Source organism: Chroococcidiopsis thermalis PCC 7203 (genome assembly GCF_000317125.1).
Lineage (GTDB): Bacteria > Cyanobacteriota > Cyanobacteriia > Cyanobacteriales > Chroococcidiopsidaceae > Chroococcidiopsis > Chroococcidiopsis thermalis.
Genome location: NC_019695.1, coordinates 297,423 through 310,289, shown reverse-complemented (window position 1 = coordinate 310,289; position 12,867 = coordinate 297,423). Strand labels below are relative to the sequence as shown.

Annotated in this window: 18 protein-coding genes; 7 read left to right on the top strand and 11 right to left on the bottom strand. The window is 46.4% G+C overall.

The features are described 5' to 3' along the window. The first annotated feature begins 25 nt into the window (after positions 1–25). Entirely contained in the window at positions 26–2,050 is a 2,025-nt protein-coding gene (locus CHRO_RS01355) for a GAF domain-containing sensor histidine kinase (protein WP_015152379.1), read from the top strand. Between the two features lie 47 nt (positions 2,051–2,097). On the opposite strand, the gene CHRO_RS01350 is transcribed toward CHRO_RS01355, so the two are convergent. Both CHRO_RS01350 and CHRO_RS01345 read right to left on the bottom strand, forming a co-directional pair. Continuing rightward, the gene (locus tag CHRO_RS01350; RefSeq protein WP_015152378.1) at positions 2,098–2,586 is read right to left on the bottom strand and encodes a hypothetical protein; all 489 of its coding nucleotides are present in this window, start codon (positions 2,584–2,586) and stop codon (positions 2,098–2,100) included. Between the two features lie 5 nt (positions 2,587–2,591). Beyond that, on the bottom strand, positions 2,592–2,909 hold the full coding sequence (locus CHRO_RS01345; RefSeq protein WP_199197539.1) for a DUF6152 family protein: 318 nt from the start codon (positions 2,907–2,909) through the stop codon (positions 2,592–2,594). Here CHRO_RS01345 and CHRO_RS31475 point away from each other — a divergent pair. Beyond that, the gene (locus CHRO_RS31475) at positions 2,908–3,078 is read left to right on the top strand and encodes a hypothetical protein (RefSeq protein WP_181245437.1); all 171 of its coding nucleotides are present in this window, start codon (positions 2,908–2,910) and stop codon (positions 3,076–3,078) included. The two genes, CHRO_RS01345 and CHRO_RS31475, sit on opposite strands and share 2 nt — an antisense overlap. Here CHRO_RS31475 and CHRO_RS01340 read toward each other — a convergent pair whose 3' ends face one another. From CHRO_RS01340 to CHRO_RS31050, 9 genes are all read right to left on the bottom strand, one after another. Further along, the gene (locus tag CHRO_RS01340; RefSeq protein WP_015152376.1) at positions 3,079–3,948 is read right to left on the bottom strand and encodes an NAD(P)-dependent oxidoreductase; all 870 of its coding nucleotides are present in this window, start codon (positions 3,946–3,948) and stop codon (positions 3,079–3,081) included. A gap of 102 nt (positions 3,949–4,050) precedes the next feature. After that, positions 4,051–4,470, bottom strand: a complete 420-nt coding sequence (locus CHRO_RS01335; protein ID WP_015152375.1) for a hypothetical protein — start codon at positions 4,468–4,470, stop codon at positions 4,051–4,053. Between the two features lie 65 nt (positions 4,471–4,535). Continuing rightward, positions 4,536–5,192 (bottom strand): serine/threonine-protein kinase, encoded by a 657-nt coding sequence (locus CHRO_RS01330; RefSeq protein ID WP_015152374.1) that lies wholly within the window; start codon positions 5,190–5,192, stop codon positions 4,536–4,538. A 92-nt stretch (positions 5,193–5,284) separates the two neighbouring features. Continuing rightward, the gene (locus CHRO_RS01325; RefSeq protein ID WP_015152373.1) at positions 5,285–5,533 is read right to left on the bottom strand and encodes a DUF6737 family protein; all 249 of its coding nucleotides are present in this window, start codon (positions 5,531–5,533) and stop codon (positions 5,285–5,287) included. A 27-nt stretch (positions 5,534–5,560) separates the two neighbouring features. Then, positions 5,561–5,854, bottom strand: coding sequence for a (2Fe-2S) ferredoxin domain-containing protein (locus tag CHRO_RS01320; protein WP_015152372.1), 294 nt, complete (start codon positions 5,852–5,854; stop codon positions 5,561–5,563). Between the two features lie 123 nt (positions 5,855–5,977). After that, a complete protein-coding gene (locus CHRO_RS01315; protein ID WP_015152371.1) occupies positions 5,978–7,381 on the bottom strand; it encodes an NAD(P)(+) transhydrogenase (Re/Si-specific) subunit beta in 1,404 nt (467 codons plus the stop codon). Next, positions 7,378–7,671 (bottom strand): NAD(P) transhydrogenase subunit alpha part 2, encoded by a 294-nt coding sequence (locus CHRO_RS01310; protein ID WP_015152370.1) that lies wholly within the window; start codon positions 7,669–7,671, stop codon positions 7,378–7,380. The genes CHRO_RS01315 and CHRO_RS01310 overlap by 4 nt, the downstream gene beginning before the upstream one ends. Positions 7,672–7,760: 89 nt before the next feature. Continuing rightward, a complete protein-coding gene (locus CHRO_RS01305; RefSeq protein WP_015152369.1) occupies positions 7,761–8,933 on the bottom strand; it encodes a Re/Si-specific NAD(P)(+) transhydrogenase subunit alpha in 1,173 nt (390 codons plus the stop codon). Between the two features lie 531 nt (positions 8,934–9,464). Further along, positions 9,465–9,725 (bottom strand): hypothetical protein, encoded by a 261-nt coding sequence (locus tag CHRO_RS31050; protein WP_219336053.1) that lies wholly within the window; start codon positions 9,723–9,725, stop codon positions 9,465–9,467. A gap of 108 nt (positions 9,726–9,833) precedes the next feature. Between CHRO_RS31050 and CHRO_RS01295 the strand changes: the two genes are divergently transcribed. The 5 genes from CHRO_RS01295 to yidC all read left to right on the top strand — a co-directional run bounded on the left by CHRO_RS01295 (position 9,834) and on the right by yidC (position 12,865). Then, entirely contained in the window at positions 9,834–10,346 is a 513-nt protein-coding gene (locus tag CHRO_RS01295; protein WP_015152368.1) for a DUF2808 domain-containing protein, read from the top strand. Positions 10,347–10,483: 137 nt separating this feature from the next. Next, the gene (gene rpmH, locus CHRO_RS30175; RefSeq protein WP_015152367.1) at positions 10,484–10,618 is read left to right on the top strand and encodes a 50S ribosomal protein L34; all 135 of its coding nucleotides are present in this window, start codon (positions 10,484–10,486) and stop codon (positions 10,616–10,618) included. Between the two features lie 150 nt (positions 10,619–10,768). Beyond that, positions 10,769–11,182 (top strand): ribonuclease P protein component, encoded by a 414-nt coding sequence (rnpA, locus tag CHRO_RS01290; RefSeq protein ID WP_015152366.1) that lies wholly within the window; start codon positions 10,769–10,771, stop codon positions 11,180–11,182. Beyond that, entirely contained in the window at positions 11,169–11,561 is a 393-nt protein-coding gene (locus tag CHRO_RS01285; RefSeq protein ID WP_015152365.1) for a PH domain-containing protein, read from the top strand. Before rnpA ends, CHRO_RS01285 begins: the two co-directional genes overlap by 14 nt. Positions 11,562–11,713: 152 nt before the next feature. After that, positions 11,714–12,865, top strand: coding sequence for a membrane protein insertase YidC (yidC, locus tag CHRO_RS01280; RefSeq protein WP_015152364.1), 1,152 nt, complete (start codon positions 11,714–11,716; stop codon positions 12,863–12,865). Positions 12,866–12,867: the final 2 nt, after the last annotated feature.

Sequence of the window (12,867 nt, the reverse complement as noted above, 5' to 3'; positions counted from 1 at the left end):
ATCTTATCTATCTCAATCTGCGAAAATGTCTAGTTCTCAGGACTTGAGCTTCCATCAACTTTTGCCCCTGACAATTTTTCAGCAATTAGGGCAACTTCTTCAACAGATGGCTCAAGAATTGGGAAATGAGGCTTTGATAGTTACAGAAGAAGCACTGGTTTCAATTCCGACACGACCTGAAGCAACAGATCTGTTTACATTAGTCGTGTCACAACAATTTAGCGCTTTGCTAGTAGCAGAAAGAAGACAGGAGACAGGAGATAGGAGACAGCAAGAAGAACTTACACTCAAAGAGTCAATAATTTTAAACTCAGTCAATTCGGAACTTGGTACAGAAGCTTACGTTACACTGCAAGAGCGAAACTCCGAATTACTCAACGTCAAATTAACATTTGAGCCAGCAGCGATCGCCCAATTTTTGCAACACCTCAACGGCTGCTTAGAAGACAATTCTCTTGCCCGCGCTACTCTAGCTCGATATAGCCAAGTCATTCAACCCAACAACGCTACCCTTCAAGGGAAATTTACGTTAATGTTGCTATCCGTGCTAGCCCCAAGCTCGCACCAAAATGACGCACAAGAGTCGATTTACCCTTTTGTTTCGGTCTGCCAACCTGTAGAAGAGGCTTTGCACCAACAAATTGCCCACGAGCGTTTGCTCAACCAAGTGACGACTCAGATCCGTCAAAGCTTGGAATTACCGATCATCATCTCAAATGTAGTAGAACGAGTACGAGAGTTTTTGCAAGTCGATCGCCTAGTAGTTTATCAATTCGAGCAACAAGAATCAGCGATCGGGGAGCAGTTACCAGTTATCAGGGAGCAGGGAATCTTCAATTCCGAATTCCGTCAGCCGAAGGCGAAGCGAAGCGTTATTCCGAATTCCGAATTCTCCACTCACGGCTGTGTCATCTACGAAGCCCGTGCTAGCGCGTCAATTGATTCCGTACTCAATTATCGAGAAGAAAATTGCTTCATTCCCGCTTCTGGGTGTTGGGAGAAATATCGCCAAGGTTTTACGCTGGCGATCGCAGATGTTGACAAAGCTTATGTTTTATCGTCTTGCTTGCTTGCCTTTTTGCAGAAAATTCAGGTACGAGCCAAGCTAATCGCTCCAATTGTATTTCAGCAACAACTTTGGGGTTTACTCATCGCACACCAATGCTACGAACCGCGCTCTTGGCAGGAAAATGAGAAAAATTTACTGCGGCGAATAGCGGAACAACTAGCGATCGCGATCTATCAAGAAGAGTTAATGCGATCGTTGAAGCTGGAAAAACAAACCCTAGAACAAAGAGTGATCGAGCGGACACAAGCATTGCATGATGCTCTACTTGCAGCTCAAGCAGCTAGCCGCGCTAAAAGTGAATTTCTGGCTACAATGAGCCATGAATTACGCACTCCCCTCACTAGTGTCATCGGGATGTCATCTACCTTACTACGTTGGCCCTCAGGAGAAATGAGTCAGCGCCAACGTCAGTTCCTACAAACAATTCACGATAGTGGCGAACATCTTCTAGCACTTATCAACGACATTTTAGAACTGACGCAGTTCGAGTCAGGCAAGGCAGTTTTAAATTTAAGCGAATTTGCTTTAGCGCAACTAGCGGAAGCTAGCTTGCGATCGCTCAGCGATCGAGCAACGCGCCAAGCAGTTAATATCATGCTCGATCTCAAAATCTCTCCCGACTATCGGCTGTTTGCCGATCCCCAACGAGTTAGTCAAATCTTATGGAATCTACTCAGTAACGCGATTAAATTTACTCCCGAAGGAGGAGAGGCAATTTTAAGGATTTGGAGCGAAAACGACTTTGCCGTAATTCAAGTAGAAGATACGGGAATTGGCATTGCTGAAGAACATTTACCTCTGATTTTTGAAAAATTCCAACAACTCGATTCTCCTTACCAGCGTCATTACGATGGGACGGGACTGGGTTTAGCCTTAACCAAACAACTCGTCGAACTCCACCAAGGTCGGATTGAAGTTGAATCGACTTTAGGTAAGGGTTCTATTTTTACTGTTTGGTTGCCTAATAACAGGGAGCAGTGACCAGTGACCAGTTGTCAGTCAACAAATGACCAATGACCAATGACGAATCAAATATAAGCAATCAGGCGACCGCAAACGATCGCCACAGCCCAGAGCAAGAGGGAGAAGATCGCGATCGCTCTCACCCCAACTGGCGCTCGAATACCTCGATTCCACCGCTGAATTGACCTGGAGTAGTATAGGTGAAACATAGCTGCATTAACACCAGCAAGGGCGATCGCCCCTAGTTTCAAACGAAAGGCAGGATTAGCCGCGATCGCTTCCGCGTCAGATGCAAATAAGAGGAAACCTGTCAAGAGGGCGGAGCCAAAACCGATGTAAGTCCAGGGTAAAAGATGCCCTGCCATGTCAGTCACTAGCAAATGGCGAGAAAAGCCTAGCAACCGCAGGTCGAACATGGCGATCGCTCCCACTAGAATGGCAAAGCTGATAATATGCCCGATTTCGACTGCTGGATAGAGCCACGCCCACTGTCGCATTGCCGCAGACAAGGCACTCTCTTGGAGCCAAGTCAACCAGCTTTGATGCTCAAGCATACTGTTTAGCGCAGCGGTATAGTTTTGTCGCCGACTATAATCTGCTCTGCTCGCATCTCATTTTTCTCGCTACGGTGAGGATAGCCTACGACGTTAACCGTTTCTCCAACCTGCAATTGCTTTGGTGGTAGTCCTCGGTTTTGCAGTCGTGAGGGTGGTGCAAGGACGGCTTCCCATAACTGCTCTTTGGTTTGCAGTTGTAAGACAACATGTGGGTTATCGTAGCCTATTGCTTGAATTTTTCCTGACAGATTGAGCGTTTTACTGTTATCGTATTCGCTCCATCCGTGGTGCGCTATTGCCGTGCTTGTCCAAGTAGCCATGAAGATTGCTACACAACAAGCCGTAATTATCATCCGCATCATTTTCGTTTTCAGCATTTCTCTAGCCTCCGACAAGCGTAAGGTACTAGCGGATAATTTTGCGATCGCATTAGGGTCTAGTATGACTGACAAATATGACGTGGATGTGTCAGTTCCAAGTGGAGTCTAATTATGAATTATCTGAAGGCGCGATCGCCTCATATAAAGCAGAATAATCTGTATCGGCTAAGCCTCGATCGATCGCAATTTCTAGTATTTGCCGGACTCCTTCTAAATGATTGACATTGAGTCCTAGCGATCGCGCTTCGGAAATAAATAAATTGGTATCTTTGAGTAAATGCTTGGTGGGAAAATTGGGATTGTCGTAATTGCGATCGAGCATTCTTTGTAATTTTTTATCAAATGTGGGCGCATAAAGGGCGCTTTGACGAAGGATTTGCATGAAAATCTCCACATCAATTCCCTGACGCTCGATTAAACTTAAACTCAGGGCAAAGGCACTCGTGAGAGAGGCTATGAGTTGATTGAGTGCTAGTTTCACAGCCGCCGCACTCCCGACATCACCGATATGCAATGGTTCGGAACCAAAGTTTTGCAGCAAACTTAACCACTGCTGAAACTGTGCTGGCGAACTTCCTACCATCACGAGCAATTTTCCGGCTTTTGCTTCGGGAATACTTCCTAGTACGGGTGCTTCGAGGTAATCGCCTCCAGCAGCAACTACTTCTTGTTGAATTTCTTTGCTATCGGTGGGGGTAATAGTTCCCATTTGGATGATAGTACGTCCCGCCAAGTGTTGCTGGGTAGCTGGAGATAACAAGACATCCTGAATAGCACTAGCATCGGTCAACATCAAAATAATACACTCGCAGGCAGCTAACACCTCATCTGGACGAGTTGCGATCGCCACGCCAGCCGATTTGAGCGGAGCTAATTTTTCTGGGGTACGATTGTAGGCAACCAGCTCTATATTGGCAGCTAATAACCTTTGTGCCATCGGCAATCCCATCAACCCAGTCCCGAGAAATCCTACCTTCACTACTTTCCCTCCCAATATAGGGATATTACATGTAGAGACGTTACATGTAACGTCTCTACATGTAACGTCTCTACATAATCTACAATCTCAAATCCTCAAGTCCTATCGCCAATAAGGACGACCTTTCCAAAATACCCCGATGACAATAGCAATTAACTGCATTTCGTTGTTGTATATACTGACTAATCTTTCGGGAATGGGTAGAAATGACCTGACTAACAAGCAGAGAGTCAAACACAACACCAAAGCCCACAGCACGCCAGTGTTAACAGTTATATTGGCGAAAAATTTTTCTAGCAGGTAAACTGCTAATGCTCCAACACCGACAACGCCAGCAAATTGTACTATGACACCTAAACTGCCACCATACATTAAGCCGACGATCCGTGCTAATGCTGGCGATAAGTCAGAGCCGACAATAAAGAAGAAATCTATAACGACAACAATCAGCGTTACAAGGATAGAAAGTAGGAATAGCGATCGCCACGGTAAAAATTTTAAGCGCCGGAGAGGACTTGACATAGTTTAGAGCTGTTATTTAAAGTACTTGAATCATCAACTACCAACTACCAATTACCATCTACCAATTACCAATTAGAAACAAAACGACGATACAAACGGTAGGACTTGCGGACAATATTTAAAATAAAATAAGGCATTCGCAGCCGTAGTGGGTAAAGAATCGGCAGATACAGCCAGTAGTAAGCTTTCTTCAAATCTTGCCATGCCGAGCAAGCTTCTTCGTGCAAGAAGTCAGAAACATCGACTACAAATCCCCTGCCTTCCCACATCATAATATTCCGACCGTGGACATCGTGGGGATGCAGTTTGCGCTTACGGGCGTAGTCTAAAGCTGCGTCGATGTCTTTAATGACTTGCTTTGGAATTGGTATTCCCTGGTGCATACAGTCGTATAGAGTCATGCCATACAACCGCTTCAGAACTAACCAGCCTTCCTCAGCATATAAACATTCAGAAAAAGCAGGATGGGAACCCAAACGGTGGTAAACTTCTACTTCCTCCGTCCAACCCGGACGATTGGGTGCATAGACCTTCACGACTCGATCTGGCTGGCTGGGGTGATAGAATACTGCGGCATAATTCCCCGTTCCTAGTAATTGCCAAGGAGAAGGAACTTTACTGACGACTACAGGGTTATGGGGTTCGATGCTGTCAATCTGTAATCCAGGCAGTAATTCCCGCTCGCTCAGCTCGATTAACCAATCCAGATGCGTTTGTTCCATATACAGTTTGCCAGGGATGGCAAGATTGCTCCCATGCTAACTTGGTGCAGTGCGAGTGTTCTTGTTCGATCGCTTGCCACCGCGATCGCAGTCTATTCATCGTTAGGTGGCAGTGCGTCCAAAATACCATTTTGTATGACTACCCTGGGGTAAATGAAGAGAAAAAAAGTCATCCAGGTGAGTACGGGTATGGCAACGAGAATCGTCAGCCACCAAGTTTTAACTAACAACCAACTACCGCTAATGAGCGTTACACCTGTAAGGAAAATTGACCAAGGCTGACACCACCAAGGCTTATAATTCCAAACGCTGACGGGTTTGCGATCGGGGAGTTGATGCATGGGATTAACTTCTGATGGGATTAACTGCTAATGATGAAACTTCTTGTACAGCATAGCAGTGACGGGTTTCCCCTCTCTAAGGTGGCGTTGGGCGATCGCCAAAACTTCATCAGCACGTACCCCGCAATACCAAACCTCTTCTGGCAAAACTAATACCATTGGTCCCATACCGCATTGTCCCAAACAACTACTACTCTCGATTTCCACCCCAGGAACTAACTGCGCTTGAAATGCTGCTAGCACCTTACGCGCACCTTGCTTGCGACAAGTACGGTTTTGACAGACTAAAACTCGCTGACGAAAATTAGCTCCATTCCCCATGAATTTATCCAAACACAACACGTAGGGGCGCAATATGTAGGGGCGCACACCTGTGCGCCCCTACATGAAACCAATTATGATGAAATTTGCCTTCAGCTGCGCAAGAACCAAAATTTCAAATTCCTACAGATGCTTCACTTCCGATACTAACTTCGCTACGGCATCTTTAGCACTACCAAAAAACATCATGGTTTTGTCTTTGTAGAATAACTCATTGTCTACCCCTGCAAAACCCGTACTCATGCCTCGCTTAATCACGATTGTATGCTTTGCTCTGTCTACTTCTAAAATCGGCATTCCATAAATCGGACTCGCGGTATCGTGCCGTGCGGCAGGATTGACAACATCGTTTGCACCAATTACCAAAGCCACATCAGTTTGATCGAACTGGGGGTTGATATCATCCATGTCGTACAACTGGGTGTAAGACACGTTTGCTTCTGCCAACAACACGTTCATGTGTCCCGGCATCCGTCCCGCTACAGGATGAATGGCATATTTGACTTCTACACCCAATCTGTCTAGTTGATCGGCAAGCTCCCGAACGGTGTGCTGTGCTTGAGCTACTGCCATCCCATAACCAGGAACGATCACTACAGAACGAGCATAACCCAACATCATTGCGGCTTCTTCAGCATCTACAGAACGGGTAGCTCGATCGCCTGCGGCAGCACCACCAGCACCACTAGCCGAGCCACCGCCACCAAAAGCACCGAATAAAACGCTAATCAGGGAGCGGTTCATCGCTTTACACATGATCTCCGTCAGGATCAATCCCGAAGCGCCTACCAATGCACCAGAGATGATCAGCACGTTGTTCATGACTACGAAACCAGCCGCACCCGCTGCTAAACCAGAAAAGGAGTTCAACAGCGAAATCACCACAGGCATATCGCCTCCACCGATGGGGACGACGAACATCACCCCTAGAACCAGGGAAACAGCGACTAATCCCAAAAATACGGGTAAATTAGTCGGATCGACCAACAAAAAGCCGCTACCTACGATGTAACTAATTAGCAGCAGAGCGTTGATTGGTTGCTGCAAGGGAAATGTAATCGGGGAACCACTAATCAGTCCTTGTAGCTTGGCAAAAGCCAGCATACTACCCGTGAAGGTGATGCCACCGATAAAGACATCTAGCAGCATGGAGATATTGGCATCGAGCGGCACTGGTTCGGCAGTTCCCAACAATCGCCAAAACTCGGCAACTGCTACTAAAGCAGAAGCAGCACCGCCTAAACCGTTGAGCAAGCCTACCATTTGAGGCATTTCCGTCATTTGGACTTTGTAAGCCGCGATCGCACCTATTGCCGAACCGATCGCCAAAGCCACTACAATCATTTGATAGTTCAACACCTGGCGATCGAGCAGCGTTGCCACGATCGCCAGTAGCATCCCGATCGCCGCCAACAGATTACCGTTACGCGCTGTTGCAGGCGAACTCAGTTTTTTCAAACCAATAATAAATAAAGAGGCAGCGACTAAATAAGTTAGCTGAATCCCAGTTGGCAGAAAATCGCTCACGCTTTCACCTCTTTTTTCTTAAACATTTGCAACATGCGATCGGTGACTAAAAAACCACCGACAACGTTAATTGTGGCTAAAATCACGGCAATCAAGCCCAAAATCACTGATAAATTTGATTCTTGAGGACCAGAAACCAGCAAAGCACCGATCACCGCAATCCCTGAAATTGCGTTAGAACCAGACATCAAAGGCGTGTGCAGTGTCGGCGGGACTTTATTAATCACCTCAAATCCTGCAAACGATGCCAAAACAAACACAAATAAAGCGGCAATTAAAGCTTCTGTCATGAATTAATCCTCCTTTTGGTAGTCGGGAGTCGGGAGAGTGGGAGTCGGAATTATTTTTGACTTTTGACTTTTAACTTTTGACTTTTGTTTTACCCATTACCAATCCCCACTAGTGTTGCCAAGGCTTCCTTTACCCGTGAATTGCGAATTTCTCCAGCGTGGGTAATACAGGCTGCTTCGATGATGTCGTCTTCAAAGTTGAGCTGAAGGCTTTTATCTTCTTTATTAATCATCAACTGCACCAGTGACAGCAGGTTTTTGGCATACAACTGGCTGGCGTGGATGGGTACGGATGAGGGGAGATCGATCGTGCCGATGATGGTAACACCATTGCGCTGTACGTCTTTTCCTGGCTCCGTGCAAGCGCAGTTCCCGCCTTGTTCTGCGGCTAAATCGACCACTACCGAACCTGGCTTCATCTGCGCTACCATTTCTTCTGTCACGAGGATCGGTGCTTTTCTACCAGGGACTTGTGCAGTGGTAATAACTACGTCTGATAGCTTGACGTGTTCCGCGATCGCTTGTTGAGTGCGCTGTTTTGCTATTTCCGAAACTTCCTTTGCATAGCCGCCAGCAGCTACAGTTTCTTCTTCTAACTGCACTTCAACAAACTTGGCTCCCAAGCTTTGGACTTCTTCTTTCACCGCCGGACGAATATCAAAAGCTTCTACAACTGCTCCCAGTCGTCTTGCAGTGGCGATCGCCTGTAATCCTGCTACTCCCGCACCAATTATGAATACTTTGGCTGGGGCGATTGTCCCCGCCGCTGTTGTTAACATGGGAAAGTACTTGGGTAAAGCTGCCGCTCCAATTAGCACTGCTTTGTAACCCGCGATCGAAGCTTGAGAAGACAAAGCATCCATGCTCTGCGCTCTAGTCGTGCGGGGGATCATCTCCATGCTAAAGGCTGAAATTCGCCGTTCTGCTAGCCGCTTGGCGATCGCAGGTTCTCCCAAGGGATTGAGGAAACTAATTAATACAGCTCCTTCCCGTAACATTTCCACTTCCGAGCGTCCATCTTCGCGTTCTTGGGGGACTCCTACTTTCAGCAACACGTCTGCTTCCCACCACAGATATCCCGGATCGCTAACGATTTTGGCTCCTGCGGCTTCGTAGGCTGCATCCGAGAAGAAAGCGCGATCGCCAGCTCCCGCTTCTACCCACACCTCTACACCTTGTTTTACCAATCGGGCAACGACATCTGGTACTAGAGCGACCCGACGCTCTCCAACTTCGATTTCTTTTGCCACCGCTATTTTCATGACTTCTCCGTTAACACAACAGCTAAATTCTTCCTCTCATGCGATCGCAAATCTTTGCGCTTTGTTAGCAGTTTTCTCGCGATCGAGTAATACTTAATCTCCCTACTCCTCTTTTACCAATTGCAATCTATTTTTGGCATCATAACAATGCAAAAATTGCAGATCTTGCGATCGATCCTCACATTTTTTCGATCTTATGTTGCGCTTCAAAGCTGAGATCTACCTCTTTAACTTCTTTTAGGAATTGCCAGATGAAAGTGAATGACTACCTCTGCTGACAAGCCTGCTGTAATCTTTTTTCTTAACATATCAAGCAATTGTAATAGCACCCGATTTAGTCTGCGTTTTGTTCGGGTTTTGTCTAGAACTAAGATAAAACTATTAAATAAAACTTGCTCAAAAGGTATCTTGATGACTGTAGCGTAGACAACTATCAATTGTGTGACTCAACAACTCAATTTTTATAACAAAAAGTTTATATTTCGTAATTTGTAATTTGTAATTCGTAATTGAGCGAGCAATTGTCAGTTATCAGTGACCAGTAAAGAATGGGGGGTGGGAAGTGTGGGAGGACACAAGGGAGAATTTTTTCCCCCTTGTCCCCCTTGTCCCCCTTGTCCCCCTTGTCTCCCTTGTCTCCCTTGTCTCCCTTGTCTCCCTTGTCCCCCTTGTCTCCCTTATCCCCCTTGTCCCCCTTGTCTCCCTTGTCCCCCTTGTCCCTCTTGTCTCCCTGCTCCCTGCTCCCGACTCCCGACTCCCTGCTCCCTGACAACTGCAACTAATAACTAACACGCAGCGTCTGTAGAGAGCGAGCGAGTTCTAGTAAATTAGACTTAGTAACGCACTATTCTTGCTTGTGAGGAGTGCGGCTCATTACAATTGTTGTCCGAAGGAGATTTTATGCGTCGCCTACTTGCCTCGATCGCCGTTTCTGGCTTATTACTAACTGGGTTGCCCCTTGTATCATCCGCTCAGGGTACATCAGGATTTACTCTCTGGAGTGGCGTAAAGCGCGAGAATCAACTCCCCTACAAATTAGACTTTGGCGGACAAACTAGCGGCTGGGATCGCTATCGGTTGAGAATTCCACAGAAAAAGCTGAACTTGGCAGTATCGCAGTTTTCTATTTCCTACCCGGACTATTTTAAAGGTAAATTTGACACCGATCGGATTGAGGTGCGGATTAAAGGCGATAAAGTGCCGTTGCAAGAAGTTGTTTGGGATAAGGAAAATCATAAAGTCGATATTTATCCTAAAGAACCCGTTCCAGCTGGTAGCAGAGTGGAATTGGTCTTCTCGAACGTGAAAAATCCTAGCTCTGGTGGTACTTTCTACTTTAACTGTCAGATTCAAACACCTGGAGACGTACCGCTACTGCGCTATCTGGGAACGTGGATCGTTACTATCAGTTAATCGGCGATCGGCGGTTGTTGTAGAGACGTTACTCGTAACGTCTCTACAACAACTATCTGGTTACGAAGGTTTCATGCTAAAATTGCAGATTGTGACTTTTTTAGCTAAAAATTCCGAATAACTGAGAGAGCAGATTTATGAAACGCACGCTGGAAGGTACTAACCGCAAAAGAAAGAGAACATCTGGGTTTCGCGCTCGGATGCGTACCCCCGACGGACAAAACGTGATTAGAGCGCGCCGCAGAAAAGGTCGTCATCGCCTCACTGTCTAAAGTCCCTAATAGAAGTGACTGAATCAGTGAGTAGTGAGTGGGAATTGGTAATTGGCGCTTTTGCAAGAGACAATTAACTAGCTGCTGACAACTTTTCCCTACTCCCTGCTCCCTGCTCCCTACTCCCGTTCTTCACTGATAACTGGTCATTTGGGTTTGTCAAAAGTAAATCGGCTCTCAAGTAGAGAAGACTTTCGCGCCGTATTTCGAGCTGGAATACGGCGCAACAGCGATCGCATGACTTTGAGAGCTTTGCGAATGCAAAATGCCACAACTTCAGTAGCAGATGGCAAGCTAGCCACAGCTACGCATAAAGTAGGTGCGCCTACACGGATCGGTATTTCCATCAGCACAAAAGTGAGTAAAAAAGCAGTCGTTCGCAATCGGATTAAGCGACAACTGCGGGTTGCCTTTCGCTGTCTATTGCCGCGAATTTCACCTGGATGGTTACTGGTAGTTATCGTTCACCCATCAGCAGCACGACAGGAGTGCGTAACCAAACAATTTCTGCAAGAATTAGAGCAGTTATTGGTAGCAGCCGAGGTGCTTAATGGGAATTCGTGAAGAAGTTTACTACGAAGGTGGTCCTCACGTTGGGGATCTAATTATTAACCTGCTCATCGGGCTGACGCTGATTGGTATCCCCTTAACAGTTGGTGCAATTGTACGGGCATTGTGGTTGCGCTACCGCATCACAAATCGCCGTATTTCTGTTACAGGCGGCTGGATGGGGCGCGATCGCACCGATATCATTTATGCTGAAATTGTCAAAATTGTGAAAGTGCCGCGTGGCTTCGGTTTATGGGGCGATATGGTACTAACTTTAAGAAACGGTAGCCGTTTGGAAATGCGATCGGTTCCCAAATTCCGCGAACTATACGACTATATCAGCGAAAAGGCAGCCGAAAAAAATCCTCAAGTCAAAACCAAAGCTACAACTTGAGAATATTATGTAAGCAATTAGTAGTTCTCTGTTGTTAGTTATCGATCGCTTGTCATTGGTTGGCAAATGACTGATGACAAATGACCGATGACTAAAATCGGATAGATTAGATTCAGACGAATGACAAATTATTTCAGGTTGACTTCAAGATAATGGATTTTGGTATAGGGTTTCTTTCCAACAACGTCATGTTGCCGATCCTAGATTTTTTCTATGGGATCGTGCCGAGCTACGGGTTGGCGATCGTAGCCTTGACACTGGTGATTCGCTTTGCGCTCTATCCGCTGAGTGCCGGATCGATTCGGACAATGCGCCGCACGCGAGTTACTCAACCTTTGATGCAAAAGCGCGTCAAAGAGATTCAAGAGCGTTATAAAGACAATCCTGCCAAAATGCAGGAGGAAATGGGCGCTGTTTACAAAGAATTTGGCAATCCATTGGCAGGATGTTTGCCAGTCTTACTGCAAATGCCCGTACTGTTCGCCCTATTCGCGACGCTGCGGGGCTCGCCGTTTTCGGATATCAACTACAACGTCAACCTGCAAGTCTTTCCCCAAGAACAGATCGAACGCATTCAGCCGCAGGCTTTTACCACTCCGCCGCAAAACATTTACATTACCGATGGCGTTCACGCTCGCGTTGCGGCGATCTTGCCCAGTGGTAATAAATTGGTGGTCGGGGACAAAACTAAAATTGATTTTCAAACTCCAGAGGGCAAGCCTTTCTCAGCCCTAGCAGCAGAGTATCCCGACACCAATCTCGTCCCCAAATGGAAAGTCACTAAAGGGGAAGAAAGGATAAAAATTGATGAAAACGGTACTATCGAAGCCCTCCAACCAGGTGATGTGACAATTCAAGCAACAATCCCTGGACTTGCAGCTAACAAGGGCTTTTTATTTATTGATGCCCTCGGCAGAGTTGGCGCTTTTGATGAAGACGGAACGATCCATTGGGATATTGTGGCAATGGTGATTGGTTTTGGTCTAAGTCTCTATCTCAACCAAGTGCTATCCGGTCAAGGTTCTACCTCTAACAATCCCCAACAAGATACAGTCAACAAGATCACCCCAATTATTTTCTCAGGGATGTTTTTGTTCTTCCCGCTACCTGCTGGCGTGTTGATGTACATGCTGATTGCGAATATATTCCAAACACTCCAGACATACATTGTTTCCCGCGAACCCCTGCCAGAAAACTTACAAAAGCTTGTCGAAGCAGCAGATGCTAAAGCAGGAGACGATGCAGGTCGTCAGTCGCTTCCTTTTGAACCAGGGCGGAAGAAAAAAGAGAAACCTTCAGGCTAAAT